The organism is Leptotrichia sp. oral taxon 223 (assembly GCF_013394795.1).
In the GTDB taxonomy this organism is placed as follows: Bacteria; Fusobacteriota; Fusobacteriia; order Fusobacteriales; family Leptotrichiaceae; genus Leptotrichia.
In genome coordinates, this window is the sequence record NZ_JABXYU010000002.1 from 1 (window position 1) to 26,449 (window position 26,449).

19 protein-coding genes and 1 pseudogene are annotated in these 26,449 nt (G+C 29.9%); 10 read left to right on the forward strand and 10 right to left on the reverse strand.

Annotation, left to right across the window (positions count from 1 at the left end; all coding sequences use genetic code 11):
- Positions 1-636: 636 nt before the first annotated feature.
- The 5 genes from HW275_RS10070 (at position 637) to HW275_RS10090 (ending at position 15,057) form a co-directional block, all read left to right on the forward strand.
- Positions 637-2,439, forward strand: a complete 1,803-nt coding sequence (locus HW275_RS10070; protein ID WP_178936453.1) for a ShlB/FhaC/HecB family hemolysin secretion/activation protein — start codon at positions 637-639, stop codon at positions 2,437-2,439.
- Between the two features lie 146 nt (positions 2,440-2,585).
- Positions 2,586-12,308 carry a filamentous hemagglutinin N-terminal domain-containing protein gene (locus HW275_RS10075; RefSeq protein ID WP_255460088.1) on the forward strand — a complete coding sequence of 3,241 codons (9,723 nt, stop codon included), beginning with the start codon at positions 2,586-2,588 and terminating at the stop codon, positions 12,306-12,308.
- Positions 12,295-12,831, forward strand: a complete 537-nt coding sequence (locus HW275_RS10080) for a HEAT repeat domain-containing protein (protein WP_178936454.1) — start codon at positions 12,295-12,297, stop codon at positions 12,829-12,831. The genes HW275_RS10075 and HW275_RS10080 overlap by 14 nt, the downstream gene beginning before the upstream one ends.
- A gap of 36 nt (positions 12,832-12,867) precedes the next feature.
- Positions 12,868-13,422: an ankyrin repeat domain-containing protein gene (locus HW275_RS10085; protein ID WP_021769235.1), complete on the forward strand. Its 555-nt coding sequence runs from the start codon at positions 12,868-12,870 to the stop codon at positions 13,420-13,422.
- A 708-nt stretch (positions 13,423-14,130) separates the two neighbouring features.
- Positions 14,131-15,057, forward strand: coding sequence for a replication initiation protein (locus HW275_RS10090; RefSeq protein ID WP_255460089.1), 927 nt, complete (start codon positions 14,131-14,133; stop codon positions 15,055-15,057).
- 133 nt (positions 15,058-15,190) lie between these two features.
- Here HW275_RS10090 and HW275_RS10095 read toward each other — a convergent pair whose 3' ends face one another.
- The 4 genes from HW275_RS10095 to HW275_RS10110 form a co-directional block, all read right to left on the reverse strand.
- Entirely contained in the window at positions 15,191-15,463 is a 273-nt protein-coding gene (locus HW275_RS10095; RefSeq protein WP_178936456.1) for a type II toxin-antitoxin system RelE/ParE family toxin, read from the reverse strand.
- Positions 15,448-15,663, reverse strand: coding sequence for a type II toxin-antitoxin system RelB family antitoxin (relB, locus tag HW275_RS10100; RefSeq protein ID WP_006806162.1), 216 nt, complete (start codon positions 15,661-15,663; stop codon positions 15,448-15,450). Before relB ends, HW275_RS10095 begins: the two co-directional genes overlap by 16 nt.
- Positions 15,664-16,944: 1,281 nt before the next feature.
- A complete protein-coding gene (locus tag HW275_RS10105) occupies positions 16,945-17,115 on the reverse strand; it encodes a hypothetical protein (RefSeq protein WP_178936457.1) in 171 nt (56 codons plus the stop codon).
- A 26-nt stretch (positions 17,116-17,141) separates the two neighbouring features.
- Positions 17,142-17,759 carry a recombinase family protein gene (locus HW275_RS10110; RefSeq protein WP_178936458.1) on the reverse strand — a complete coding sequence of 206 codons (618 nt, stop codon included), beginning with the start codon at positions 17,757-17,759 and terminating at the stop codon, positions 17,142-17,144.
- 224 nt (positions 17,760-17,983) lie between these two features.
- On the opposite strand from HW275_RS10110, the gene HW275_RS10115 reads away from it, so the two are divergent.
- The 5 genes and pseudogenes from HW275_RS10115 to HW275_RS10135 all read left to right on the forward strand — a co-directional run.
- A complete protein-coding gene (locus HW275_RS10115) occupies positions 17,984-18,583 on the forward strand; it encodes a type IV toxin-antitoxin system AbiEi family antitoxin domain-containing protein (protein WP_178936459.1) in 600 nt (199 codons plus the stop codon).
- A gap of 114 nt (positions 18,584-18,697) precedes the next feature.
- Entirely contained in the window at positions 18,698-18,988 is a 291-nt protein-coding gene (locus HW275_RS10120; protein ID WP_178936460.1) for a sigma factor-like helix-turn-helix DNA-binding protein, read from the forward strand.
- Between the two features lie 157 nt (positions 18,989-19,145).
- The gene (locus tag HW275_RS10125; protein WP_178936461.1) at positions 19,146-20,564 is read left to right on the forward strand and encodes an Abi family protein; all 1,419 of its coding nucleotides are present in this window, start codon (positions 19,146-19,148) and stop codon (positions 20,562-20,564) included.
- 615 nt (positions 20,565-21,179) lie between these two features.
- Entirely contained in the window at positions 21,180-21,419 is a 240-nt protein-coding gene (locus HW275_RS10130) for a hypothetical protein (RefSeq protein ID WP_178936462.1), read from the forward strand.
- Positions 21,420-21,431: 12 nt separating this feature from the next.
- A pseudogene (locus HW275_RS10135) lies at positions 21,432-22,214 on the forward strand (Abi family protein); the annotation flags it as partial.
- A 28-nt stretch (positions 22,215-22,242) separates the two neighbouring features.
- On the opposite strand, the gene HW275_RS10140 reads toward HW275_RS10135, so the two are convergent.
- The 6 genes from HW275_RS10140 to HW275_RS10165 all read right to left on the reverse strand — a co-directional run bounded on the left by HW275_RS10140 (position 22,243) and on the right by HW275_RS10165 (position 25,576).
- On the reverse strand, positions 22,243-22,551 hold the full coding sequence (locus HW275_RS10140; protein WP_178936464.1) for a hypothetical protein: 309 nt from the start codon (positions 22,549-22,551) through the stop codon (positions 22,243-22,245).
- Positions 22,552-22,655: 104 nt separating this feature from the next.
- Positions 22,656-23,168, reverse strand: a complete 513-nt coding sequence (locus HW275_RS10145; protein ID WP_369682574.1) for a recombinase family protein — start codon at positions 23,166-23,168, stop codon at positions 22,656-22,658.
- A gap of 232 nt (positions 23,169-23,400) precedes the next feature.
- Positions 23,401-24,039, reverse strand: a complete 639-nt coding sequence (locus HW275_RS10150; RefSeq protein WP_178936465.1) for a hypothetical protein — start codon at positions 24,037-24,039, stop codon at positions 23,401-23,403.
- Positions 24,039-24,776 carry a ParA family protein gene (locus HW275_RS10155; protein WP_178936466.1) on the reverse strand — a complete coding sequence of 246 codons (738 nt, stop codon included), beginning with the start codon at positions 24,774-24,776 and terminating at the stop codon, positions 24,039-24,041. Before HW275_RS10155 ends, HW275_RS10150 begins: the two co-directional genes overlap by 1 nt.
- Positions 24,777-24,832: 56 nt before the next feature.
- A complete protein-coding gene (locus tag HW275_RS10160) occupies positions 24,833-25,027 on the reverse strand; it encodes a hypothetical protein (RefSeq protein WP_178936467.1) in 195 nt (64 codons plus the stop codon).
- Between the two features lie 3 nt (positions 25,028-25,030).
- Positions 25,031-25,576 (reverse strand): replication/maintenance protein RepL, encoded by a 546-nt coding sequence (locus HW275_RS10165; RefSeq protein ID WP_178936468.1) that lies wholly within the window; start codon positions 25,574-25,576, stop codon positions 25,031-25,033.
- Positions 25,577-26,449: the final 873 nt, after the last annotated feature.

Sequence of the window (26,449 nt, forward strand, 5' to 3'; positions counted from 1 at the left end):
CGTAGCGTTGAAATTTTAAGTTTTTTGATATTATAATGCCTTGAAATACAAAACGTCTTAAAATTGATATTTTAGCCTTTGAATGATTGCATTCAATTTTATATTGTCAGAAGATTGGGAATGAAACAAATTCATATAAAGGGGCTGTCTCAAAATGATTAAAATTTTGAGACAGCTCCACAAACTTTTTAAATTTTTCATTGTTACAAAAAGTACCCTTATCAATTCAAACCCTTTATTTATAACACATCCGACTATTTAATACATTAATCATAATAAATAATTCAGATTCGTAAAATGTTGTTCTTAATATTAAAAAAATTCATTTGTAAAATAAAATTAAAATATTTGACAACTAAAACGACATTCTCTTTTTGATTATATAAAATCTATATTTTTTGTATAAAAATTTTTTAATATAAGTCTTTCTAAGCAATTTTTTCTAATTATCCAACCTTTTACACTACAAACTTATTTCATAGTCAAATTTACCCTCATATGCCTCTATATGAATATATATTAATAATATTCTCATCTAAAATACTGTTTCTTTAAAAACGTTTTTTATTTGCATTTTTTTTTAATTTGTGTTAGAATTATTTAATTTTTAATTAAAAAAAGGAGGTGTAAAAATTTATGAAAAAAATAGTAAGTTGTTGTGTTTTTTTACTTGCAAATCTTGCCTTTCCAGCTCCAGTTAATGAAGCTAACAGAATTATTGATATTCAGCAAAGACAGATTGAGCAAGAAAGAACAAGGCAGCAGCAGGAGAAAATGCAGAAGGAGTTTGAGAATACAAAGTTTGACAGCCCTAAGCCACAGGTTGATAAGAATATTGAAAGTAATAATCTGAATACTAATAAATTTTTAATTAAATCAGTCAATATAAAAGACAATGACAGGCTACTGTCTCAAAGGGAAAAAAATAAAATTATTGGAAAATATGTCTATCTTGAACTTAGTTCCGATGACATCAAAAATCTTCTTACAGATCTTACAAACAAGTTAATTTCTAAAGGATATACTACATCTGTTGTAAACTTTGATAGGAATAATGACCTGACTACTGGAACTTTAAACCTTGAAATTGTTGCAGGAAGAATCGAGGATATAAGGATCAATTCCGGCAATGGGCTTGATAAGTATAAGGAATTTTTTATGTTTTCCAAGAACAAGGGAAAAATCTTTAATATCAGGGACATTGACACGGCAACTGACAACTTTAACTCAATCAATGCCAACAATATGACTATGGAAGTTCTTCCTGGAAGAAAGGAGAACTATTCAAGAATCGAAGTGAAAAATACATTAAAGAATAAATATACTGTTGGGATTTTAACCAATAATTATGGGGACAGCAAGCAGAATGGAATTTGGAGAAGAGGTATCAACCTTAATATTGACAGCTCTCTTGGAATTGGAGACAACTTCTATTTCACATATATGACTGTACCTAAAAAGGATCCAGACAGAAGCTGGAAGAAAACAATTGAAGAATTAAAGCCCGGAGAGATTTTGCCAATAGGACCAGTAGGATATGATCCTGCAAATGGGGATACATTGCCATATAAAAGGCGGCTTGATATGTTTAATTTTGGGTATACGATGAAGTTCAGAACTTACACTTTAAAACTCAATTCAAGTAAAAGTATTCAGGAAAGCAGCTTTTATACAGCAAATACTGTATATGACATGTATTCGAGCAATCATATTTTATCAGCAGATCTCGAAAAAATATTGTTTAGAAATCAGAAAAGCAAGATTGGTCTTGATTTGGGAATTAGAAGAAGACATAATCAGAGCTATCTTGAAAAGTCGGTATTGTCTGACAGAAAACTTACAGTCGGTACAGTGAGCCTTAATACTACTACTTCACTCTTTGGAGGAATTTTTGGAAGTTCTATTGGTTACGAAAGAGGATTAAAAATATTTAATGCTGAAAGGGATAACGGCAAAATAGATACAACTCCGAAAGCACAGTTTCATAAATACAATGTGAACCTTAGCTACTACAAGCCAGTAACAAACAAATTTATCTATAGGGCCAATGTTTATGGAAGCTATTCAAATGATGTGCTCTATGGAAGTGAAAGGCAGACTATAGGTGGTGTTGGAAGTGTAGGAGGATATAATACAAGAGAATCCATTCAGGGAGATAAGGCTATAGAAATCAGCAATGAGCTGGCATATAATATTCCAGTTAAGAAATTTGCGGTTGTTTCTCCATATGTTAATTATGGATACGGGGCTGCAAAGTACAACAGGGATAAATCTAAATACAGGACTGGATATGTAACTGGAATGACAGCTGGAATCAGGTTTGATACAAAAATGTTTGATTTTGACTTTGGATATGCAAAACCTATGGCACATTCAGAGTATTTAAGCCCTAAGAAGCAGGAAATATATTTTAGCGGTTCCTTGAAAGTAAGTTTTTAGGCAATGTATAAAAATTTTTGAAATGAAACTTAAAAAAAAACAAGGTATTCTATTGGTTCAAATTTAAAAAAAATTAAGTACAATTTTAGACAGTAATAAAAAACAATAATTTATAGATCTTTAAAAATATCGAAAGGAGATGAACAATGAGAGGAAAAAGTAAAATATTACGCAAATTAACTGCGGCACTGCTGCTAAACGTGTTCAGCTTTAATATTCTTGCCGATGGGCTTCAGGTTGATCCTAATTCAAGATACAACACAAGCCTTGACAGATCCCAGAATGGCGTTCCTGTCGTTAATATTTCCACTCCGAATGGCCGTGGTGTAAGTATTAACGAGTTCTTGGAGTACAATGTCGGGCGTGAGGGGCAGGTTCTTAACAATGCCGACAACATCGGCAGAAGCCATCTCGCAGGAATCATCAACGCAAATCCTAATCTTGGGCCGAATCAGGCCGCAAATCTAATTTTATTGCAGGTTAATGGGGCAAACCGATCGCAGATTGAGGGATATATCGAGGCTCTCAGCAGGCAGAAAGTAAACGTGATCTTAAGCAATGAAAATGGAATATATTTAAACGGTGCAGGGACAATTAACATTAAGAACTTTATTCCCACAACTGGAAGAGTGAAGTTAAAGGACGGGGATGTAATTGGAATTGACGTCGAAAAGGGAAGAGTTGTTATTGGGGCTAATGGCTTTGATGCGACTAATACCGATTATGTAAACGTTATTGCAAAGGCTATGGAATTACAGGGAAATCTTGTTGGAAACAAGGTTGATGTAACTCTGGGGGAAAACACTGTTGACTCTAGCGGAACTGTAACTTCTAAAAATGGAATAAATTCAGTTGCAATTGACGCAAGCAACCTTGGATCGATGTATGCCGGGCAGATAAAGATAGTCAGCACGGACAAGGGGGCAGGAGTAAACTCCAATGGCCTTATCTATTCAAGAGATACTAAACTTGAGATTACAGCTGACGGGAAAATCAATGTCGCAAAGATTAAAGGAAACGGCATTGAAATAAACGGGACTGAATATGCTCAAAGCGAGCTTGCAAGCTCTGACAAAGGGATTAATATTAATGCGGCTAAAATAAAGCTGGATGGGGAGACTCAGGCAAATGAGGACATTAGCCTTAATGGGAATGTTGAGAACAAGTCAAATATATACACAGGCGGAAACTTGAATACGTTTGATATGATAAATTCTGGGAATATTAATGCTTCAGGGAACATAACGGCAGGTAATTTTAAAAATTCTCTTGCAACGGTTCTTTCCGGAGGAAACTTTAATGTAAAAAACTTGGATAATTCCGGAAATATACAGGTTTCAGGAATTACAGACATTAACGGGAAATTTGATAACACAGGAGCATTGACTTCTGTTAAGCGTATTTCAGTCTTAGGAAATGTAGCCAGCACTGGAAATATTTTGACAAATGAAGATTTAACGGCTAGAAATACAGTAACGTCAGGAACAGTTGCAGCTAAGAACCTAAAAGTTGATAACTTGACTAATGACGGTAAAATCAGTGCAAATGGTAATTTACTGGCAAAGGATATTAAAAATACTGGAGAAATTCTGGCTGTTGGAAAAATATCAGGAAACAGTTTTGTAACTTCAGGAAAGGTTCAGACTAATGAAGCCCTTGATATTAATGGGTTTTTTGACAACAGCGGAACAGTCGGGGCAGCAAAGGACATAACAGTTGCCGGAAACGTATTAAATTCAGGAGAAATCTTAACTAACGGTAATTTAACGGCTAAAAATGTTTCAAGTACGGGGGATATCACTGTTGTCGGTAAAATTTCAGCTGACAGCCTGAAATCTTCAGGAGCTTTAAGAACCAACGAGGATCTTTCTGTTAATGGAAGGTTTGACAATGGCGGGACAGTCGAAACTTCAAAGAATGTAGCTGTTTCAGGGAATATTAACAATACTGGGAAAATACTTGCTGGCGGTAACTTAAATGGTAAAAATACTGTTTCAGATGGAACTGTGGCCGCTAAAAATATATCAGTTGATGATTTGAAGAATGACGGTAAAATTACTGCAGGAGAAAATATTAAGGCTAAAAAGATAACAAATACTGGAGATATTGCGGCAGTTGGAACAGTTTCAAGTGATGATATGAAAACATCAGGAACTGTAAAGGCTAATAAGACAATTACAGTTGCAGGAAAACTTGAAAATGACGGGACACTTGAAACTGCTGAAGATGTGAAGGTGTCTAGAAGTATAAGAAATACTGGAAGAATTGCTTCAAACGGAGATTTAACCGGTAAGGACACTATTAATTCAGGTACAATTTCTTCAAAAAAAATAACAGCTGGAAATCTTCAGAATGATGGTAAAATCATTGCAAATGGGGACTTAAAGGCAAAAAATGTTAAGAATACTAAGGATATTACAGCTGTTGGGACAGTTTCAGCTGATGACCTGGTAACGTCAGGAAATGTAAGATCCAATGGAAAAATTACAGTTTCCGGAAAAATGGAAAATAGCGGGGCTGTTGAAACCGCTAAGAACATATCAGTTGCCGGGAATATCAGAAATGACGGTAAGATAGCTGCAAATGAGGACTTGACAGGGAAAAATACTGAAAACAATGGAAATATCTATGTCAAGAATTTAGAAGTCAATAGCCTAAGAAATACTGGAAAAGTTGAAGGTGTAAACCTTAAGACGGATGATATTGCAAACAGTGGGGATATTACAGCAATTGGCAAGATTTCAAGTGGAAACATTGACAATTCAGGAAAGCTGCTTGCCAATGATACAATTGATGCCAAGAATATAAAAAATGCCACTGCTTCCAGCAAAATTGCGGCTGGAAAAGGTATAACTGGAGAAAGAATTGAAAACTCTGGAACATTTGCCACAAATGGGGATATCAAGGCCACAAGCTCGCTTGTGAACAGCGGTACAGTTGATGGTAAGAGAATTGATATTTTAGGAGCTGACTTTGTAAATTCAGGAAAGATAAATGTCGACAATATTAAAGCTAACGTAACTAATACAAGAAATGACGGATTTATCTATTCAGGAAATGATGTTGATTTGACTACAAATACCTTAATTAATACTAAGGAAATTACGGCAGTAAATAATATAAATGCTGCAAATGCAAATGTTACAAATAGCGGAAAGATTGCCTCAAATAATAGGGTTCTGCTTGACGGTTCAGCGATTACAAATACTGGGGAAATTTTATCAGGCGAAGTATTTATGAGAAATGCTCAAAGATTTGATAACATCGGAACTGTTAAGGGAAACAACACAGAATTAAGCATAAATCAGGATATTGAGCTGAAAGGAAACCTGCATGGACAGCAAAGGCTTAAAATCTCAGGAAACAATATCACAAACAATGGAAATACAACTGGAACAGGATTAATTGAGATTAATTCAAATGACTTTACAAACAACAGGGAGCTTGCTTCCGATACAGTTGTCGTAAACGGCCGTGGGGAAGTAGTCAACAACAGCATGATTACTGGAAATAACGGAAAAGTTTCAGGAAGAAACATTACGAATAATGATTTAATTGCATTTGACAATTATCTTGAAATGAACGCACAGGGCAAGGTTCAGAACAACAAAGGCAAAGCCATCTATGGAGGGCAGGCTCTTGTCATCAAGGGAAATGAGATAATGAATGACGAGGCTGAAATACTTGGTGGAAATATGGACTTAAACGCCGCAAAGATTACAAACAATGTGGCGACAATACAGTCAACTGGGGATATTGTAATTACTTCCAATGACTTTCAGAATATTGGTAGAGTTACAGGTTTAGGGAATTATGAAAAGTATTATGAAACTTGGGATGGCCAAAGATTATCTGAAGCAGAAATTTCAAGTAAATGGTTGCTTAATGATAATGGAGGATGGAAGAAAAGAACTAGCGGACATACTAGAAGAAAGGCAAGAAATGAACAAAAAGAATGGTTTGAAAAACAAATCCAGGATAATAATAAATCTGAATTTAAGTCATATCTGCTTACAAAATATGAGCAATCTTTTAGATCGATTTTAGGACACACAAACGTAACTGATTCAAAAAAAGTAGCAAGCAGTACAAAAGATCCGACAATACCTCTTGTTGGAAAACTGGAAAGTAAGGCAGCAACAGAGTATGGCAAGGTTTTAGCGGGCGGTAATATTACAATAAATTCAGGCAATTTTAAAAATAGAGACAGTATAATATCAGGTGGAGGCTTAGTCAATATTACTGCAACAAATTTTGAAAATTCAGTAAGCATTGATGATAAGAATCCTATAAAATTAAAAAATGGTAGAGAGGTATTGGATTTAAATATCAAGCAGGGAACTCATCATCATATTCCAAGAACTACTCTAGTTGCTGTTCACACAAGAGATATGGTTGACGGGGATATAGGCTATGCAACAGGACAGCCTTCCATCATTGAAGGGGCAGTAGTAAATGTAAATGCTCCAAATATCATAAAAAATCCTATTGAAGCTGGAAATGGTAAAGTATTAAATAATGGCGGAGCGACTGGCAGAGCCTTGATTTCTTCAACTTCAGTTGGAATGAATAAAGGGACAAGTTCTGCCAACGGGCAGGTTCAGGCTGCAGGAAATACCTTACTGTCTAAAGTAAACAGCAGCTTTGGCGGAAATTCACAGGTTAATGGAAGCACAAACTTAAATAATCCTGTAAACAATGGATTTGATAGGGCAATTCAGATTGCAGGAAACAATTCAGGGATTAAGGATATTAAAAATACCGGAAGAATAGACGTAAATCCAATACTTTCAAGTGCAATGTTTACAACAAATATGAATCCAAGTTCTAAATATTTGCTGGAAACTAGAAGCAGATACATAAGTCTTGGGCAATATTTTGGAAGCGACTACTTCACTTCAAGAGTTGGCTATTCTGAAATATGGGACAGAACAAGACGGCTTGGAGATGCGTATTATGAAAACCAGTTATTAACTAGAGCATTAGCTGAAAAGCTGGGAACTGCATTCATAAATGGAAAATCTAATCAGGAGTTAATCCAGTCAATGATGGACAATGCCGCAACTGAAGGTACAAGACTTGGGCTTACAGTAGGACAGGAACTGACTCAGGATCAGATAAATAACCTGAATGAAGATATTGTCTGGTATGTGACAAAAAATGTAAACGGTGTTGAAGTCCTTGCTCCGCAGGTTTACCTAAGCAGCAAGACTAGGGAAAGCATAAGCGATGACACTAGAAACAGGGTTGGCGGAATAAACGGAACTTATGTCAAGACTAAGGACTTTGTAAATGACGGTACAAAATGGGGTAATGGCGGAGTTACCTATGTTGAGGCAAATACTGTAAGAAATGAGACGACAACAAATTTACTTTCAGAAATTTCAGGAGACAAGACTTATATAAGAACTGTTGGAAATATTGAAAATATTGGCGGAAGAATTAACGGTGAAGAGGCTGTTGCACTAATTTCTGAAAAGGGAAATGTAATTAACAATACCACTAAAAGAAATGTGGGATATAACAATGGGGAGTATGATAGAACACACCATGAAGAAGTAGCCTCAATTGGTGGAATTACTTCAAAAGGTACAACATTTATCAAAGCTGATAAATATATATCAACTGGAGGAATACTAAAAACAGATCATATTGCACTGGATGTAAACAAAATTGATGAAAGAGCATTGACATTATCAGGAGAAGACAAATTTGGAAGCGGAGAAAGCAATTATTCAAGATATTCTGAAACAACTAACCTCGGAGCTGGAATTATGGCAAACTCAGCAGAAGGAAGAGTTGGGGACATTAATTTAAAAGGCTCATCATTCATAGCAGAAGATACAACGGGGCTTACAGTAACCGGAAATGTCAGAGCGGAATCAGCAGTGAACAGCTATGACACGGAATCAAGACAGAGCAGCAAAGGCTTTATGTCATCCAAAAGCAGTTACAAAAATTCTCATGCGGAAGAAAACTCGGCAAGCAACCTGATGCTTGGAAAGAATGCAGTAATTGCAGGAAATGTTGAGGGCATAGGAAGCAACATTGTTCTTGGAGAAAATACTTTTGTAGGCGGAAAAGTTACAACGGACTCAAGAGAATTACATAATACATATTATTCAGAACAAAAACAAAAAGGATTTACAGGTGGAATTAGTCATGGTTCTGTAAATGTAGGTTACGGAAAATCACAAAATACATATGACGCTAAAAGCACTGTAAATGCAAAATCCAATTTACAATTAGGAGATGGAACAGTCCTAAATAACGGTGCAGAAATAACTGCAACAAACTTTGAATACGGAAATATCTCAATAAATAACGGAGAAGTAAAATACGGAGCAAGAATAGATACACAAGATGTAAGAACTACTAGTAGAAGTAGTAATTTTGGTGTGTCAATCGGAATAAACAGTCCGGCACTTTACAGAGCAAAACAAGCAGCAAATGCGGTAAGCCAAACTAGTGGTGGAGATATTGCCGGTGGACTTATGACAGCAGCTAATGCTGTTACCGGAACAGTTTCTGGAATGAGGAATGATATTACTACTAGAGATGGTTTAAGAGCTGCAACGATGGAAGACATAAAAGCCGGAAACTTTAAAACAAATAATGATTTTTATTTATCCGGAAATGCAAATGTAGGAATTAGTAGATCAAGAAGTGAAAGTAATGGACATACTGAAAATGCTGCCGTTACGACATTAAAACCATTAAAACCTGATTCGAGCATAACTTACAATAATGTAAAAAATATTACATATCAGGGAACAAAAGCTGAAGGTGGAACATTTATTTACAATAATGTAGAGAACATCACAAAAGAAGCTGTAGAATTACATAATAGATATAGTTCAAACTCCAGCAGTACAGGAGTTAATTTTGGTGTGTCTGCAGGAGCAGATTTAAGACCTAAAGCAAACGGAATAAGTGGAAGTGTTTCAACAAGTAGAAGTAATCAAAATACAAATGAAACTATTTATCATAATGGAAGCTTTCAAAATGTAAACGAAGTGCATAATAATACTCAAAATATGATAGTAAACGGCTTTAACCAAGAAGGCGGAAAAGTTACTGGAAATATTAATCATATGGAAGTTATCTCAAAACAAAATACTAGTACAACTACCGGAAGTAGTAGAGGTGTAAGCGTAGGTTTTGGTTCTAAAGGAATAGATTCAGTTAATGTTAGTGGAAGTCGAACTAATGGAAATAGAGTATTTGTAGACAATCAAAGTACATTTATCGTAGGAGAGGGAAGCAATTTACATATTGGAACATTAGATAATACAGCTGGAATTATTGGAAAAGAAGGAAATTCTAAATTAACGGTTGATAAATATACTGGACACGATTTGCAAAATAAAGATGAAATGACTATAAATGGTGCTTCGATAGGAGTTTCTATTGGAAATAATTCATCAAGACTATCAAATATTGGAATAAGTTCTGAAAATAGAGATAAACAAGGAATCACAAGAAATACCGTAATTGGAGATGTTGAAATAGGACAAGCTTCGGGAGATCCGATAAATAGAGATAGAGCAAAAGCAAATGAAATAACAAAAGATACTCACAGCAAAACTAATGTCAATGTAGAAAGTCAAACACTTGATTATTTAGCTAATCCGGAAAAATTCAAGCAAGATTTGGATATAGCAATACTTGAAGGACAAATAACAGCTGACGGAGCTATCAAAAAAATAGAAAATATTGTAAATGGTAGAAAAAATAGTGATATTGGAGATCCTGAAATACGAAAATTTGAGGATATGAAAGATTATTATTTAAGAGCCAAAACAGCTCCTGATATTGATTTATTAGTAAAAGCGGATTTAAGTGATAAAGAAGTTCAGGAACAATTAGGAATAGGTGGCAAATTTAATCCGGATGACCCTAATTTACCTCAAAAAGTAAAAGACAGAATAGCAGACGCAAGAAAAAACCAAGGTAAAGAAATCCCTTATTTTTATGATAAAGTAACAGGGAAAATCTATATAAACGAAAACGCTGATGTGAATACAGTAAAAGCAGGAATTGCAAGGGAATGGGCTATTAGAGAACAACTTGAAGCAGGAAACGGAAAGGAAAATAACGAAGGTAAGCCAAAAGCAACAGTAGCAGGAGAAATAGCCTATAACGAAGTAATGAAAAGGACTAAAGGGCAAGATAATAATGATGTATTTAGTGGTCTTGATTATGGACAGTTGGATGAGAATAGTGAGATTACTGCTGATTTTACTTGGAAACATTTAGAAAAAGGTGGAAAAGCTCTTATAAGAATAGGAACTAAATATTTTTCTGGAGACAAAAAAGGAGCAGAAGCTGAATTTAACCAGTTAAAAAAAGATACAATAAGAGTTTTAAAGAGAGATTATGATGACTATAAGGCGGGAGGAGATCGTAGAAAAAAAGTTGTAGCAGAATCAACACAAGCTATTGTAACAGGAGTTAAACATTTTTTACCCAAACCAACAAAATCTAATAAATCATCGGGTAGTGGTAAGGGGAAAGGAAATGGTAAAACTTCTACTCCTGCTAAACCTAAAAAAATAAGTCCTCCTAAGAAAAAAACAGATGGGCCAACTTTAGGAGATAGGTTAAGAAAAGCGGGAGAAGGAGGACTAGATATAGTAACAGGTGGTCTTACTAGTGCTGGAGGTGTGGCTTTAATAGGTGCTTCAGAAGGAGTGGATTATGTTACAATTGGAGGCTCAGTTGTACCTTCTTTACCTGTAAAAATTGCTGGTGGAACTGCAGTTGTTGTTGGAGGAAATAAAGCATTTCACGGACTTATGAAAATTGGAGATGCTATATTTGGAAATAAAGAGCAAGTAAACGGACCATCGTTGAATCCTTTAAGAGATACAGTAGGAGCACTTACAAAACGCCCTGAACTTTATGATACTTTTGAATTTCTTACGGAAATAGGAGTTGCTTCTATAGCACCTATTACAGTGGGAGGAGTTCCCAAAACCTTTACTAAAAACTCAAATAGTAATTCAACTATATCAGGAAAAAGTAATTCTCAAAATCATAATTGGAACCTAAATGGTAAAAGTGGAGACTATTTAGACAAAACAACAAGAAAAGTAAAAGTTACTCCAAATATCACAGAAACAATAAAAAATTCAAATATAAATGCTTCTAAAAGTACAAACTGGGGATTAGGTAATCTTAATTCTAAAAATATAATGGATACCACAGTTGGAAGTTATTTAAACAATTTGAACAGTAAAGTAAATAATAATAAATCTTATGACCCAACACCAAAACTTGATTACAATAAACCTTTAGATAATTCATTATATAAAGGGGTAAAAAATTCTGAGGGTAATTATACATTAGGTAGAGGTAATGAGTGGAGTTTACCTAAAACTAAAACACCATATGTAGAATTAGGAAACAAAGGTCAAGGATTAGTTTCTGTGCCAAGTTATAATGCTGTAACAAATGATTATAGCAGAAATTATGATGTTTTTTATCGTACAATTTCTGAAAAACATTATAAACGTTTATTAAAAAGTGGAAATTTACCACCAAGTGGCGAAACTAGCATTGCAGAAGATGCACGATATAGTGAACGGTATACTGGAATAAATTTAGAATTCAAATTAAAACCTGGAACAGATAAGCAATTTGAAAAAATAGGTGTAAGGAATAATGAAGGTGAAAAATTAATAAAAAAATATCCTAATATGAAGGAATCTTTTACTGGATGGGAAAAATATGGATATATACAATTTAAACAGGAAAGAAATCAAATAACTCGGAATTTAGGTGATGGGCAAGGATTAGATATATTTAATAAAAATATAAAAGAAATCAATTTTAGAAAGGAAATAATAAAAAATGGAAAAAAATAATCTTGAAAAATTGGAAAATTTGATGTGGAAAGAATATAAAAAACAAATAAGTTTTCAACAATTACAAAAGGAATTTTTAAAAAATGATGATGAAAGAATAGAGTATATAAAAACAGAGTTAGAAAAAGCATATAATGAAAAAAATGGACACAGCGTAGATATTTTAATTTCAGCAATTTACATGTTCGAATTATACAGTGAAAAATTTGTTGATATTTTATGCAAATTAACAAAAGAAGAATGGCATGGAAAACACGAAGATATTGCTATTTACTTCATGGAAATGGAGTTGCCGTCTACGGTAGAATGTCTTTATAAATTAGCAACTTCAAATTTTGAAAAATACCGTTGGGATGATAATTTTGCACTGGTCAGAAAATGCTGTTTTGCTTTAGGAGATATAAATACTCCTAAGGCGAAAGAAAAATTGGAATTATTATTACAAAGTGATGAAGAAATGATAAGAGAACATGCAATGGAGCAGTTGAACAGATGTGATTTTACAAATAAGGATATTGAATGAAAGGATTAGTTATGAGAAAAGAAGAGGATGATTTATATGAGTAAATACTCAACATTATTTGCAGCAACATTATTGGGAACATATGAAGATTTTAGAGAAATGTTCAAAGAAGGAGCTCAATATAAGAAAGACACAGTAGGGGATACTTTATTACAGACAGCATTAACAAATTCAAAGCCTGAAGAAAAGTATAAAATAGCAAATTTTTTAATAAATAAGGGAGCAGATGTAAAAGTGGTATCTAAAGATGGAGCAACATTGTTTTTTGAATTGTTTCTTTATGGAAGTGAAGATATAATAAAAACAACGATGTTATGTAAAACTTTGTTAGAAAAGGGAGCAGATATAACACCATTATATAAACCTCATAAAACAGTAATGTTCAAAAATATATTTAATTATGATCTTGTACCTGAAATAGAAATGATACCTCTATATGATTTAATCTTTTCTCAAAAAGGACTGAAATTACTAAAAAAAGATAAATGGGGATTAACAGTATTAGAATTTGCAAAAAAAGGGAATAAACATATAGGAGTTAAATATATGGAAGATTATATAAAAAAATATAATTTGAAAGAAGAAGTATAATAATAAATTTGCCAGTGAAGTAGGAAAAAGAATTTCTAATCGTGGAACTTCGACACCGCCATTTTCTTATGCTCAAAATTTAGAAGAACAATTAGTGGAGTGTACCCAAAATCTTGGACAAATAATTTGAAAACTTGTTTTCTATTTATTAAAACTTAGTTTAAGAAAAGTAATTTAAAAAAAGTACATAGATGAATTTAAAATGTTAATTTTAGAATTATTAGAAGAAGGAAAAATAGAAATTATAAAAAAACAAAGCTATATTTTCAAATAATCGTTGTTGTAAAAGACAGCGATTATTTTTTTCTATCTTATACTAAACCCCATTTGAATAACGAATACATTATAAATCTTTTTAGTAGGTTAAATCTAATATTTGTTTTCAAATAATTAGAATAAATATTCGCTTTTTAAACGGGGAATAGTATTACATATAATTTAGGTTTTTAAAACAACTTTTTACCCAGTAAAAATATGTTTAATTTTCTAAAATTAGTTCCTTTTTATATATATCTTTTATATTATACCCTTTTAGGTACTCGCAAACATCGATGAATAAAGGAACTGAAGGTATTAAAAAACGACTTTTCGGGAAAATAAAGACAACTTTTTGGGAGTATTTTTTAACAATAAAAACACCAATTTTAAATACGGTTGTTAAAATATGTTTTATATGATATAATGGCTATGATTGGAGATGATGTCAAATTGAATGAAATTGTAAAATATAAAAATGATTTTAATAATCAGGAGCTTAGAAAATTTACAGCTGAAGAATTAAATTTATTAATGACAATTCTTCATAAAGTAAGGGATAATGGGACTAAAATTTTGAATTTTTCATTTAATGAGTTAAAAAGACTTATAAGGCTTGAAAAAAATGTGACAATAAAAGAATTTTCAAAAACAATAATAAATGTTAATAAAAAGCTGCTTGCATTAAATTATACTTTTCAAACAGAAGAGCTTATAATTCAATTTGCTCTTTTTCAGGAATTTGTAATAAATACTAAAACACAAAATTTAACAATTGCAGTAAGTGAGAGGTTTAAATTTTTACTAAATGAGTTTGAACCTGGCAATTGGACAAGATTTGAACTGGAAGAGTTTGTCAGATTAAAGTCAAGCTACACCAAAGAGTTTTACAGAAGAATGAAGCAGTTTAGAAGTACAGGTTTCTGGAGCGTTAATTTAGATGAATTTAAAAGATTAATGGACATTCCTGTAAATTATCGAATGTGTGATATTGATGTAAAAGTCTTAAAGCCGATACAAAAGGAACTTAAAGAAAAGTACGGATTAAAAATTCAGAAAACGTATAACACAAAAGGAAGAGGACGTCCTGCCGTGTCAGGCTTCATTTTTACATTTCTGAAAGAAGAACCACAGTCCAGAGAAATTAAGGAAGAGAAAAAAGAAATTAAAACACCTGCCGACTTTTTCATTCACAGAAAAGTCAGAATGATGGATGGAGTAACTGGAATGTTTAATACCTTGACAATAAAGTCAATAAATGAACAGAAGAATGGAATGGTAGTTGTTAAAATTCAGAATGTTGATGATTTTTATGAGCAGAATTTTAACTTTAACAGCATGGAACATTTTGAGAACTGGTTCAGGAAATATGTGATATAAAAAGTTTAAAAATGTTAAATATTTGCATTTATTTATATTGCAATTTTTTATTACTTTGGTACTTTTTAATACGAAAAGTTAATAACAAAAAAGGCTATTTCATAAAATTAACTTTATAAAACAGCCTCAGTATTTAACTATTATAAATATTTTTTCTATGTCCTACTTCTAACGCTAATACTACTAAATTTTCATCTTGGATATTTACAATAACTCTGTAATTTCCTATTCTGTATCTCCATTGTCCTTTTCTATTTGCTTTCAACATTTTTCCTTTACTGCGTGGATCTTCTGCAATATTTTCTAAATAAATTTTTATTCTTTTTTTTACAAATTCATCTAGTTTGCTAAAGTTTTTTACGAAATGTGGAGTTGGGATTATTTTATATTTTACAGTTCTTCCCATTTTAAAACTTCTCCTCCATTTTTCAAATAACTTTCATATTCTGATAATCTTAAATCTGCTATTTTGGCATCATATTCATCTTCCAGTGAGTCAAACACTTTTGATTTTATTAACTCTGACAATGTAACTCCTTCAAATTGTGCCATGCTTTGCAAAAATTTTTTTTCCATATCGGACACTTTTAAACTTATGGAAGCCATGATACTCACTCCTTATATTTTATTTTTTTGGTAATACCATTATACTACTTTTTAAATTTTTGTCAATAATTTTTTGCTTCAAATCCATTTGTCATCATCAAAAATGTAAAACTATTTTTCAGTTGAAAATCTAATTTATAATATAGAACCAAAATAAGCCTATATTAGCCCCATAACGAAAAAATTTTGCATCAGACAAAGATTTATACCAAAAAACGATTTAACAAACGCTACGGGCTTAATATGACGTAATATGAACTTTAATTTTTATCATCATCAATTTTATTTTATAATTTTAAGAAATTTTATCCTGATTTTTCTAATATATTTTTTTAATCAAAAAAAGAGCTTGTGCAAACATTTTGGAAGAAAACTCCAATAATCTGTACATAAGCTCAAATATTTTATTTTTTATTTAATAAAATTTTCTTTTGATATTTTAAAATGAGTTGAAGTAAAATTTCTTAAACTGCCCATCCACCTCCAAAAACTGGGCTCTCATTTTCACGCTTAAACTAATATTACCTTATTTTTTTCAAAAAATCAAGACTTTTTTCATAAAAATTTTTCCCAATAAACTTTCCGAAATTTCAAATTTTGGAAAGCACGCTTACAAGTTTCTCGAAAATTAAAAAATTTTAGAAACTTATCGTGATTTTTTCTGCACATAAAATTTTGAAAAAATGACTTTCGTTTGCACTCAAAAACTCATTTCATTCGTAAAATAAAATTAAAATTATCAAATCAAAAGATCATACTCCATAAAAATTCCTACAAATTTTTCTGCAGAAATTTTTTCATAAAATCAATTTTTTTAAGTTACTTTTTATGAACTATATAAAATTTATATGATATTTTTTAAGTTGAAATTTTTGCAAAAATGGTAAAAAATAATTCCCAAAATCATGAGAAAAAATCAAAAAAAATATTTCATTTTAAATCTGAATTTTTTATATATTTGTTTGAATGGCTTTCAAAAAAATGATATAATCTGAACAATCCTTGATGAAAGGAAGTTATACACTTATGGATAAGTTATGGATAAAAATCTTAATCATAATTGCTTTACAGATAGCAATTATTTTAATCGAAGAATTTTGGAAGTAACGGAAAAAAGGAGAGTTAGCGGCTCTCCTTTTTTTATACACTTATGATCTTTATCCTACAGTACTGTTGCATTAATTATAACATTTTGATTAAAAAAAAGCAATGATTTAACAGTAATAATTTTGATTGTAAATTAAAATTTAAGTCTAAAAATTTGTTACTCTGTTTTAATAGTTACTCCTCACTTTCAATCAATTTTTCAAACTCTCTAGCTGTTTCAGTTCGTTCAATTCTCTTAACAACTTCGTCATCAAATTCAATTTCAATGTCAAAAATATCTCTATCATATTCAAGATTATTTTCCCCATCATCTACATTTTCATCTTCAAAAAATTCATCAGTCATAATTGAAATTCCTTTCATTTTAGTTTTTAATCAAGATAACTGTTCTTGTAATATTTATAATACGAAGATCTACTTATTTGCATAAACCTGCAAAAACTTTTTACACTTATTTCCTTATTCCGTACTCGCTTTAACATATCCTGCTCCTCTTTTGAAAGATTTAAGACTTTAACTGGCCGTCCAATTACATTTCCAGTTTTCCTGCTGTATCTTTTCCCTGATTTTCCAAGCGGCATATTTTTAATTCCATCATTTATTCTTTCAATTAAAATGCTCCGCTCTCTTTCAGCCAAATATATCAGGAGAGGAATCACAACAACATTTACAATTTCATCTTTTCTATCATTCACATTATGATTTAAAAGTTCCTGATTGATTACAGCAATATTAACTTTCATATCCTTAAGCTTTGTATAAAGCTCAGTAACTTCTGTAAAATTACGCCCAAGCCTGTCAATATCTGTAACAACAAACGTATCATTTTCCCGAATTTTTGACAAAATTTTCTGCAGTTCAGCCCTCTTCATATTTTTTCCGCTCTGTATATCACAATAAACTTCATCACAGCCAGCATTTTCAAGCGATGCTATCTGCCGTGTCAAATCCTGCTTTGCCGTGCTTACTCTTGCATATCCAAATTTCATTTAGATGACTCCTTTACAAAAATGTATACTAAAATATATTTTAATTTAGTGTACATCATTTTGCTTATTATACCCTTAAATTCAGTATAGTTTTAAGTGTATAATAAAACATCTGTTTTCATAGATATGTATTATTATTTTCAAGTATTATATTATTTTTTATTATTCATTGACTTTCATTCTTATAAATCATATAATATAAGAATAAAAAGGTGGCGATCTGAATGATTCAGAAGGAAATTTTACTAAAAGAAATTAATAAAAATAATGGGATTATTACTACTAAAGATGCTTTAAAACTGGGTATTTACAAAAATGTATTGAAAGAATTGACTGAAAAAAAAGAGATTATAAAAATAGCAAACGGACTATATGGACTTCCAAACGAAGAAATAGATGAGTATATTTATTTTTCCCATAGAGTTCCGAAAGGAGTTTTTTCTCATGAAACAGCAGCCTACTTGCAAGGGTTATCTACCAGAATGCCACTCATTTATGTAATGACTGTTCCAGTTGGAGATAATGTGAGCAGAATTAAGTCAATAAAGGACAATATTATTTTTAAGTACAGCAAAAAAGATTATTATGATATTGGTAAGACAAGCATAACGAATCCTTTTGGCAGAAAAATTTTTATCTATGATAAGGAAAGAACGATATTAGATCTTATCAAAAACAAAAACAGAGTAGACGCTAATGTATTCAGTGAAGCTATGAAGTTGTATTTTAGAGATAATGACAGAGATTTATTAAAGATGTCTAAATATGCTATCTATATGAATATGGAAGAACAGTTAAAACAATATACGGAGGTATTATTATGAAAACATCGGAACAAATAAAAGGAGCTATTAGAAATATATCAAAATTTCTTGTAATTTTGGTATAAACATGATATATTTAATTTAGTAAATTAAATATTGAAAAGGACACTTTAGATGAAAAAAAATAAAAGTAAAAAAGTAATAAATCATATTTTAAGAGCCAATAAAGCAATAATGGCAGCACAAGAAGAATTAAGAAAAGAGGTTGAAGAACAAGGTAAAATAATAGACAGTCATTCTAAAGATATAGCAGAATTGCAAAATAAAGTAATAGAAATGAGAGATAATGCTATTGTTTTAGAATTAAAATATCTCTCAGGGAAAGAAGTTGCTGAAAAATATAACTTATCTCCAGGAAGAATATCACAAATAAAAAAAGAAATATCTCAAAAAAAAACAAATTAAATTATTAAAAATACTTGACATTTTTATTGAAATAATGTATTATTACAGCAAGTGAACGTGAGTTATTTTCTGAATAAGAGAAGCTTACAAAGTCTTACTTTTCTGTAAAAACAGGGGGGTAAGACTTTTTATTTTTAATTAAAAAGAAGGAGATTATATGGGAACAAAACCATTTAAAAAATACGAAGAACAATTAGATATTATGAAAAAAAGAGGACTAATAATAAAAGATGATGAAATAGTTTTAAAAAAATTAAAAAGAGAAAACTATTATAATATAATAAATGGCTATAAAGATTTTTTTTTAGATGAACAGGCGACATTATCAAAATGTGAAGATGTATTCGAAAAAGGGACAACATTTGAAGACATTAGTACACTGTACGATTTTGATACAGAAATAAGACTTTTATTTTTAAAAAACATTTTGAAAATAGAAAATATTTTCAAAACAAAAATTTCTTATTTTTTTGAAAAAAAATATACTACACAAGATTTCAATTATCTTAATATAAACAATTATAATGATGCCAAAAAAGAAGATGCTGCAAGAGTAATTGCTGAAATATCAAATGTAATAAAAAATAGCCTTTCTCAAAATTATTCTGGTGGAAAACAAATACAACATTACATTAATATACATAAAAATCTTCCGTTATGGGTTTTATCTAAACAACTAACATTTGGAAATATATCATATTTGTACTCTTCATTAGAAAAAGATATACAAAAAGAAATTTGTAATGAAATAGCTGAAGAGTTTGAAAAAGAATATGAAAAATCTGTTATAATTGATGAAAAAAATATGGAACAAATTATAAAATTTATAAATGCTATAAGAAATATGTGTGCTCATAATGATAGGATATACAATGTTTTAATAAGAAAAAACGGAAATATACCAAAGATACAACATTCTCATTTAAATAATATTTTTAATTCAAGAATATTTGATGTTTTAATAATTTTAAAATTGTTCATTACAAAAGAAGAATTTTATACATTGTTAACAGAATTGGAAAAAAATTTAAAAAATTTAGAAAAACTTTATAATTCAAATGTATTTGGAAAAATTTTAAATGAAACAGGCATTCCTAAAAATTGGAAAAATATCGTGGGAGATGTTCTATTTTGGGAAAAAATCTATGAAACTACTCTTAGTTTAGAAGGAGAACAACAGATTATACATATATATATAGAGTCTGGAAATAAAATAGAAAAAGAAGTAACAATAAATGATATTATAGAAAAATATGAAAATTCAAAAATTGAAAGATTTCTTTGTATTCACAATATAAATACAGATTCATATTATTTTGAATTAAAAATTTTAAAAATTTTTAATAGAAAAAAAGAAGAACTAAAAACTTTTTCTTATAACTTTTGTGATGAGAAGAAAAAATTTTTTGAAGAAAAAAAAGAATCTAATTTTAAAGAAATTCCTTCTGAAAAGTTTGAAAAGATTGCAGAATCATTTAAAATAACTCCATATGATTTAAAAAAAATCTTAATATTAATTTCTGAAAGAGAATTAAAAACAGTTATTGATATTTGCCAAAATGACAATAATTGTTAAAAAATCAATCATAAAAAATACAAGAGATAAAATAAATTCAACACGACTTTTATATTTCTATTGTTTTTTGGAAAGAAATGTAGTATAATTAACCACAGTGAGCGAGATAAGTCTCTACGGAGTTCTTATCAGGTTACCTTTCTACGGAAAAGTAGCCATTTTTTTTATTAATTCAAACAAAATCTAATCATTCTTTTTTATTTCCTTTTCATTATAGCACTTTAGTAAAAAAAAGTTAAGTAGTGGATTTTTTATCTATTCATACCTTATAAACTCCTATCATATTGAGAACTACCTTATCCTTAACTGTTATTTTCCAACTCAATATTCAGATTATTCTTAAAATCATTCCACCAACCATATGCTTATCAAAACAAATGCAATCATTATTGTTACACTTGCAATTTACCTAATAATATATTTTTTTAAAACATCTATATACAATACACCATATACAATATTACTATTTTTTAAATAAATAGCACTTGATTTTTACAATTTTTTATGTTATGATATTTCTAAAGTGGAATGCATGATGATGCCTGAGGGCTGCCATGCTAGCCCGGTATTGCAGGACAATATCGGGTCAATTTTTTTTAAGGAGGATTTTTTTATATGAACAGCAGAGAGGAAAAAATTTTTAAATCTTTCGAAGAACAGATTGAAGGACTTAAAAGAAAAAATCTTAAATTCAGGAATGAAGGATTCGCACTTAATACTTTAAAAAGAGTAAATTATTACTCTCTTATTAATGCATATAAAGAAAATTTTTTAGACCCTAATTATAAAAAAATAAGTCCTGATGATTCTGATGAAATGTATAAAGAAAATACTTTTTTTGAGAATTTGTTTTGATTATATTATTTTGACAGTGAAATGAGAAGTAATCTTTTAAAATATATTTTTATTGCCGAATCTAATATAAAAACTAAATTAGCCTATTATTTCTGTGAAAAATATAAAACTGATAATAACGCATATAGAAATGAAAATAATTTTAATTATATTCCAGAATTAAGAAGAACGATTGATAAATTAGTCCAAAAATTGAAAAAGACTATTAAAAAACAATCCAATATACAAGGTTCTAGAATTAATCATTATACTACAAATTATACTACAATTCCTCTCTGGGTTTTAATTCCTCAATTGGATTTTGGAACAACTGCTTATTTTTTTAAATGTTCTCAAAAAGATATTCAATCAAAAATTGCTAAAAATATGAAATTTGAATTTATAAAAGCAAATTCTAAATTTAATAATGAGTATATATTTACTGGAGAAGCTTTGAGTGATATTATATTTTTTATAAACAGTTTTAGGAATATTTGTGCTCATAATGAAAGATTATATGATCATAAATTTACTACTAATAATATTGATAATTTTATTGTTCATGAACATTATCGTTTGAATTTTAACTATGGGCTTTTTGATTTAATTTTGGTTTTAAAATTTTTTATTTCTCCATTGGAATACGATGCATTAATTACTTTATTAGCAAATTCTTTAGGATTTTTGCATAATAATGTTGAAAAAAATGACTTTATAAAAATACTCAATAAAATGAAATTTCCTAGAAATTGGGAAGAAATATTAGAAATAGAAGAAAAGTTTCAACGTATGAAAGAATTTTATAAAAATCAATGATAAAATAGGGAATTATATCCCTATTTTATTATAAATTTCTGTCCATGTCTATTGACTGACTATTTTTTGACTTATTGTTTTCTTTTTTATCTATTTTATTCATAATTTCATATAAATCATAGATTTTAAAAATTCCAAGACTCTCACAGGAATATTCCTGACTATCGAGAGCGTATTCTATTTCATATCCTTTATATAAAATAAATAGTTTCCTGTCCTTTATTAAATCAAGACATTTTTCATCTATAAATTTATCTAATTCTTCTACTGTTTTAATTTCTTTTTCTTCTTCCCACCTAACTATTATCTCTAAATCCTTTTCTTCGTTTTTATTCATAATTCTAGCTCCTTATTTTTTATCATTTTCTTGATTTTAAAAAGTGTCGCACGTCCAATTTTAGAATAAATTACACAGTCTTCAACTTTAATATTGCCGTTTAGTCATGATTTAATTAATTCTTTTTGGCTTTGCGTCAGATTTTCAATTTTACTTGGACGGCCACATATAATGCCCTGACCTGTTTTCCTGTCAATTTTTTTATTACTCCTGAGCCTTCCTTTATCATCTCTTTTTAGCAATTTATAGGCTTCATTTTGTCGTTCCTTTATATTCTTTCTTTCCTGTTCAGCAAAAAATTCTAACAGATGTAAAATTATCGGCTGTATCATTTCCATTGCCATTTTTTCCATTTCATTTTTTGGAGCTTCAGTATTAAGAATGGGGGGATCCAAAAATTTTAAATATACTTTCTTTTTGGATAATAGTTCAAATGTGTCCTTTATTTCAGTATTATTTCGCCCAAGCCTGTCAAGGCTTTTAATAACAATTACATCACCAACTACGACTTTGGCCATTAACTCCTGCCATTTTTTTCTGTCAATAAAATTTTTCCCACTCGACTTTTCAATTATAATATTATCCTCATCTATTCCTGCTGATTTTATTGCTTCCACCTGTCTTGCTTCTCCTGCTCCCTTGTTGAAATCCTTACATAACCATATTTCATTATATATTTCCTTTTTATTTTTAATAAAACATTTCAGTCTAAAAAAGTAGAGTGTTAATTATATGATATGTTTTTTTGACTGAAAATTATAAAAATTTTTTGAGTATTTCTAAAATTTTTCATCAGTATAAGAAGGATTGCCTTTTTATACTTTTGGAATGTCAGTCATGACTGACATTCTACCTTTCAGATTTTTTTATTTCCTGAAGTTCATTTTCAATTACTCTTATTTCTTCTTTCAACTTATTTATCTGATGTTGTCTTCTTATTTTTTCTCTTAATAAAAATGCCTTTTTTTCATTAGTATTTTTTAGTTTGACTATTTCTTTACGTTCCTCTATTTCCTTTAACTTTTCACTAGAATTCTCTGCAGTTATTACCTCTATAACTTCTGCTTCTGAAAATTCTGATTTTTTTTGACCAGTCAGAGCCTTTATCGTACGATTTGTCAATGTTAATACCTTTTTAGGCTCTATTAATCCTCGATTTTCTGTTTCAAGATACAATTTATATTTTCTTATTGCAATATTTGCACTATCCCTATCAATCCCTATTTTTTCTATCCATATATTAAAAGTTCCGACACCTTTTTTAGCAAAAATTTGATTTGCTTCATAGATTGCTCGAGAAAACTTGAATATATGCTGCATTGATTTTTCTCTATGAAAAGTTATATCATTTTCATATTTTATTAACTCTTCTTTTTCTTTTCCGTCTATATTTAACTCATCATAATTTATATTATAAATACTTTCAACTCTTGCTAAAGTTTGCAATTCTTTTTGATTATTTATTTTCAAATTAAATTTTTTAGCCATTACATTTCTTCCCTTTTCATTATTTCTTCAGCAACTTTTTTATAGTCCTTTGCTCCATTAGACCGCTTTGAATATTCAAAAATCGATTGATGACTTATGATACTTTCAGAAAGAGCTATATTTTTTCTGACTATTTTACTTAAAAGTATTCCTTTAAAGTCATTTTCCAGTTCTTCCTGAATTTGACTTGACAATGCTGTTTGTTCTTTTTTTATTAATATAATTCCAGAAATTTCTTTTCCTAGATTTCTTGTGAAATTAATAGTTGCATTTAATCCATTCAATTCATTCATTCCAGGAATCAGAACAGGATACACGCTTGAAGTATATATCGCTGATGTTGTGTAAGCATTGAATGCAGGAGCTGTATCAATTACTACAACATCAAATATTGTTTCAAGCTGTTCTAAAAAATCATTTAATATTTGATAATAATATGGCCCTTCAGATTGTAAAATTGACATATCTGCTTCAGCATTTGAACCTGAACTGATAAGATAAAGATTATCATTAATTTTTTCAGGATTAAATTCTGAAACCCTTTCCAGCAAATAATCCCCAAGAGAAGCATTTAGTTTATCAATCTGAATTCCCATATTTGTAGTCAGATTCAGTTGCGGATCTGTATCTATTGCCAAAGTTTTTAATCCTTTTTTAGCAAAATAATGAGCAAGGTTGAAAACTGTTGTAGTTTTCCCTACTCCCCCTTTGTTGTTTACAATAGCAATCTTTTTCATAATTTTTCTCCTTCTATAGTTTGTCAGTCATGACTGACATTCTAAATCATGATATATTATTTAATTTCTTTTACTGCAGGCAGTACAATTTTTTCTAAATATTCATCTGGCCTGCAATTATATGTTCCGTTATCATTGAATTTTATATTCAAAACATTGAAAATAACTTCCAATTGTATAGGACTTAGTTCAAGTTCTAAATTGTCCCATTCTTCATTGTAAATCACCAAGTTCGCCGCTTCTATCTTCATTTTTTATTTTTCTCCTTTCTCTGAATTATCTTCTATTACTTTAATTTTCTTCTCGCTTTCAACTTTCAATTGTCTTGCCTTAGTTCTACTAAACGTAAGTTCATTAACAGGTTCATCATTTTCAAAATAACTCAGTAAAATTTGTCTCTTGTGATCGTTTCCTTTCATGATTATGTTGGGATTTACAAACCATACTCCATTTTGGATTTTTTTTATAAAATTATTGGCCTGCAATTTTTTCATAATAGTTGATATAGTAGGTTGACTTACATTAACATCTTTTGAAATTTTTTTATATGTTCCAATAAAGGTGTTAGTACTTGGATTAGTGTTTTCAGCAATATAAATAAAAACATCTAGTTGCTTACTGTCTATAATTCCAAGTACACTCATAAAATCCATTAAATACATTTTCCAAAAATTTTTTTGGCCATAAATTCTTTTGGAAATTTGATCGACTACTATTATTTCACCTGTTTCTTGATCTAAAAGTTCTCGTTTTTTTCCTAATTCTATTTGTGTTTCTAATTTCTTTTTTTTATTATCCATAAAAGCTCCTTTTGAAATTATAATAACTAATATTTTATTTTATTATAAATTAAAAAGTAATTTTTGTCAATACTTAAATTATATTTTATAATAAAATTATATTTAAGCATTTTATAAAATTTAATTTTTAAAACGAAAATGCAATTTAAGTAAACACATAAGGATATTTAAGTGTCTGCTTAAAAATATTTAAGTGCCAAAAACAGCATTTAAGACAGTATTTATGAGGCTTTGAAGTGATTTTTGAAAGTTATTTTCTCTCTTCTTAGTATCAATACTAATAATACTAAAATATGATTTAAGTAAACACATAAGGATATTTAAGTGTCTGCTTAAAAATATTTAAGTGCCAAAAACAGCATTTAAGACAGTATTTATGAGGCTTTGAAGTGATTTTTGAAAGTTATTTTCTCTCTTCTTAGTATCAATACTATAATTTATATTTCAGGGGGAGTACCCCCAGTTTTTTTATTTTAAAGGTTGTTCTGATTTTCCCCCCACTACTCAGAATGTTTTTCTTTTCGCTTTGCTCATAAGAAAACCGTTTCATCTACATTCCGAGTTAAATTTTTTTTATTTTAATTTGATGTATGCTCTCAGACGCTCAAATTTTCGTTTTAAAAGGTTTTGTAACTTTGAGCATATTTTATACCAAAATTGGAAAATTTTAAAAATTTACCTATTATAAACGATTTTAGGACGTGTTTAATAACCAGCTTGTAATTTAGAGTAAGAAATTGTCATTTTGAAAAATAGTTTAAGTTGAAAATTATTTTTATTGCGAAAGCTTTAAAAATGATTTTCAACTCGAGCAAACGGAACGAAGTGGAGAGCGGTAGTAAAATTTATGTATCTAAAATCTCACATGAAGCC

What these genes read in the sequence shown, in the direction of transcription:
- HW275_RS10120 (WP_178936460.1), top strand. Translation starts at nt 18,698, where the DNA reads ATGAAAAAAAATAAAAGTAAAAAAGTAATAAATCATATTTTAAGAGCC.
- HW275_RS10080 (WP_178936454.1), top strand. Translation starts at nt 12,295, where the DNA reads ATGGAAAAAAATAATCTTGAAAAATTGGAAAATTTGATGTGGAAAGAA.
- HW275_RS10070 (WP_178936453.1), top strand. Translation starts at nt 637, where the DNA reads ATGAAAAAAATAGTAAGTTGTTGTGTTTTTTTACTTGCAAATCTTGCC.
- HW275_RS10115 (WP_178936459.1), top strand. Translation starts at nt 17,984, where the DNA reads ATGATTCAGAAGGAAATTTTACTAAAAGAAATTAATAAAAATAATGGG.
- HW275_RS10130 (WP_178936462.1), top strand. Translation starts at nt 21,180, where the DNA reads ATGAACAGCAGAGAGGAAAAAATTTTTAAATCTTTCGAAGAACAGATT.
- HW275_RS10125 (WP_178936461.1), top strand. Translation starts at nt 19,146, where the DNA reads ATGGGAACAAAACCATTTAAAAAATACGAAGAACAATTAGATATTATG.
- HW275_RS10110 (WP_178936458.1), bottom strand. Translation starts at nt 17,759, where the DNA reads ATGAAATTTGGATATGCAAGAGTAAGCACGGCAAAGCAGGATTTGACA.
- HW275_RS10095 (WP_178936456.1), bottom strand. Translation starts at nt 15,463, where the DNA reads ATGGGAAGAACTGTAAAATATAAAATAATCCCAACTCCACATTTCGTA.
- HW275_RS10075 (WP_255460088.1), top strand. Translation starts at nt 2,586, where the DNA reads ATGAGAGGAAAAAGTAAAATATTACGCAAATTAACTGCGGCACTGCTG.
- HW275_RS10140 (WP_178936464.1), bottom strand. Translation starts at nt 22,551, where the DNA reads ATGAATAAAAACGAAGAAAAGGATTTAGAGATAATAGTTAGGTGGGAA.
- HW275_RS10105 (WP_178936457.1), bottom strand. Translation starts at nt 17,115, where the DNA reads ATGACTGATGAATTTTTTGAAGATGAAAATGTAGATGATGGGGAAAAT.
- HW275_RS10165 (WP_178936468.1), bottom strand. Translation starts at nt 25,576, where the DNA reads ATGGATAATAAAAAAAAGAAATTAGAAACACAAATAGAATTAGGAAAA.
- relB (WP_006806162.1), bottom strand. Translation starts at nt 15,663, where the DNA reads ATGGCTTCCATAAGTTTAAAAGTGTCCGATATGGAAAAAAAATTTTTG.
- HW275_RS10160 (WP_178936467.1), bottom strand. Translation starts at nt 25,027, where the DNA reads ATGAAGATAGAAGCGGCGAACTTGGTGATTTACAATGAAGAATGGGAC.
- HW275_RS10085 (WP_021769235.1), top strand. Translation starts at nt 12,868, where the DNA reads ATGAGTAAATACTCAACATTATTTGCAGCAACATTATTGGGAACATAT.
- HW275_RS10155 (WP_178936466.1), bottom strand. Translation starts at nt 24,776, where the DNA reads ATGAAAAAGATTGCTATTGTAAACAACAAAGGGGGAGTAGGGAAAACT.
- HW275_RS10150 (WP_178936465.1), bottom strand. Translation starts at nt 24,039, where the DNA reads ATGGCTAAAAAATTTAATTTGAAAATAAATAATCAAAAAGAATTGCAA.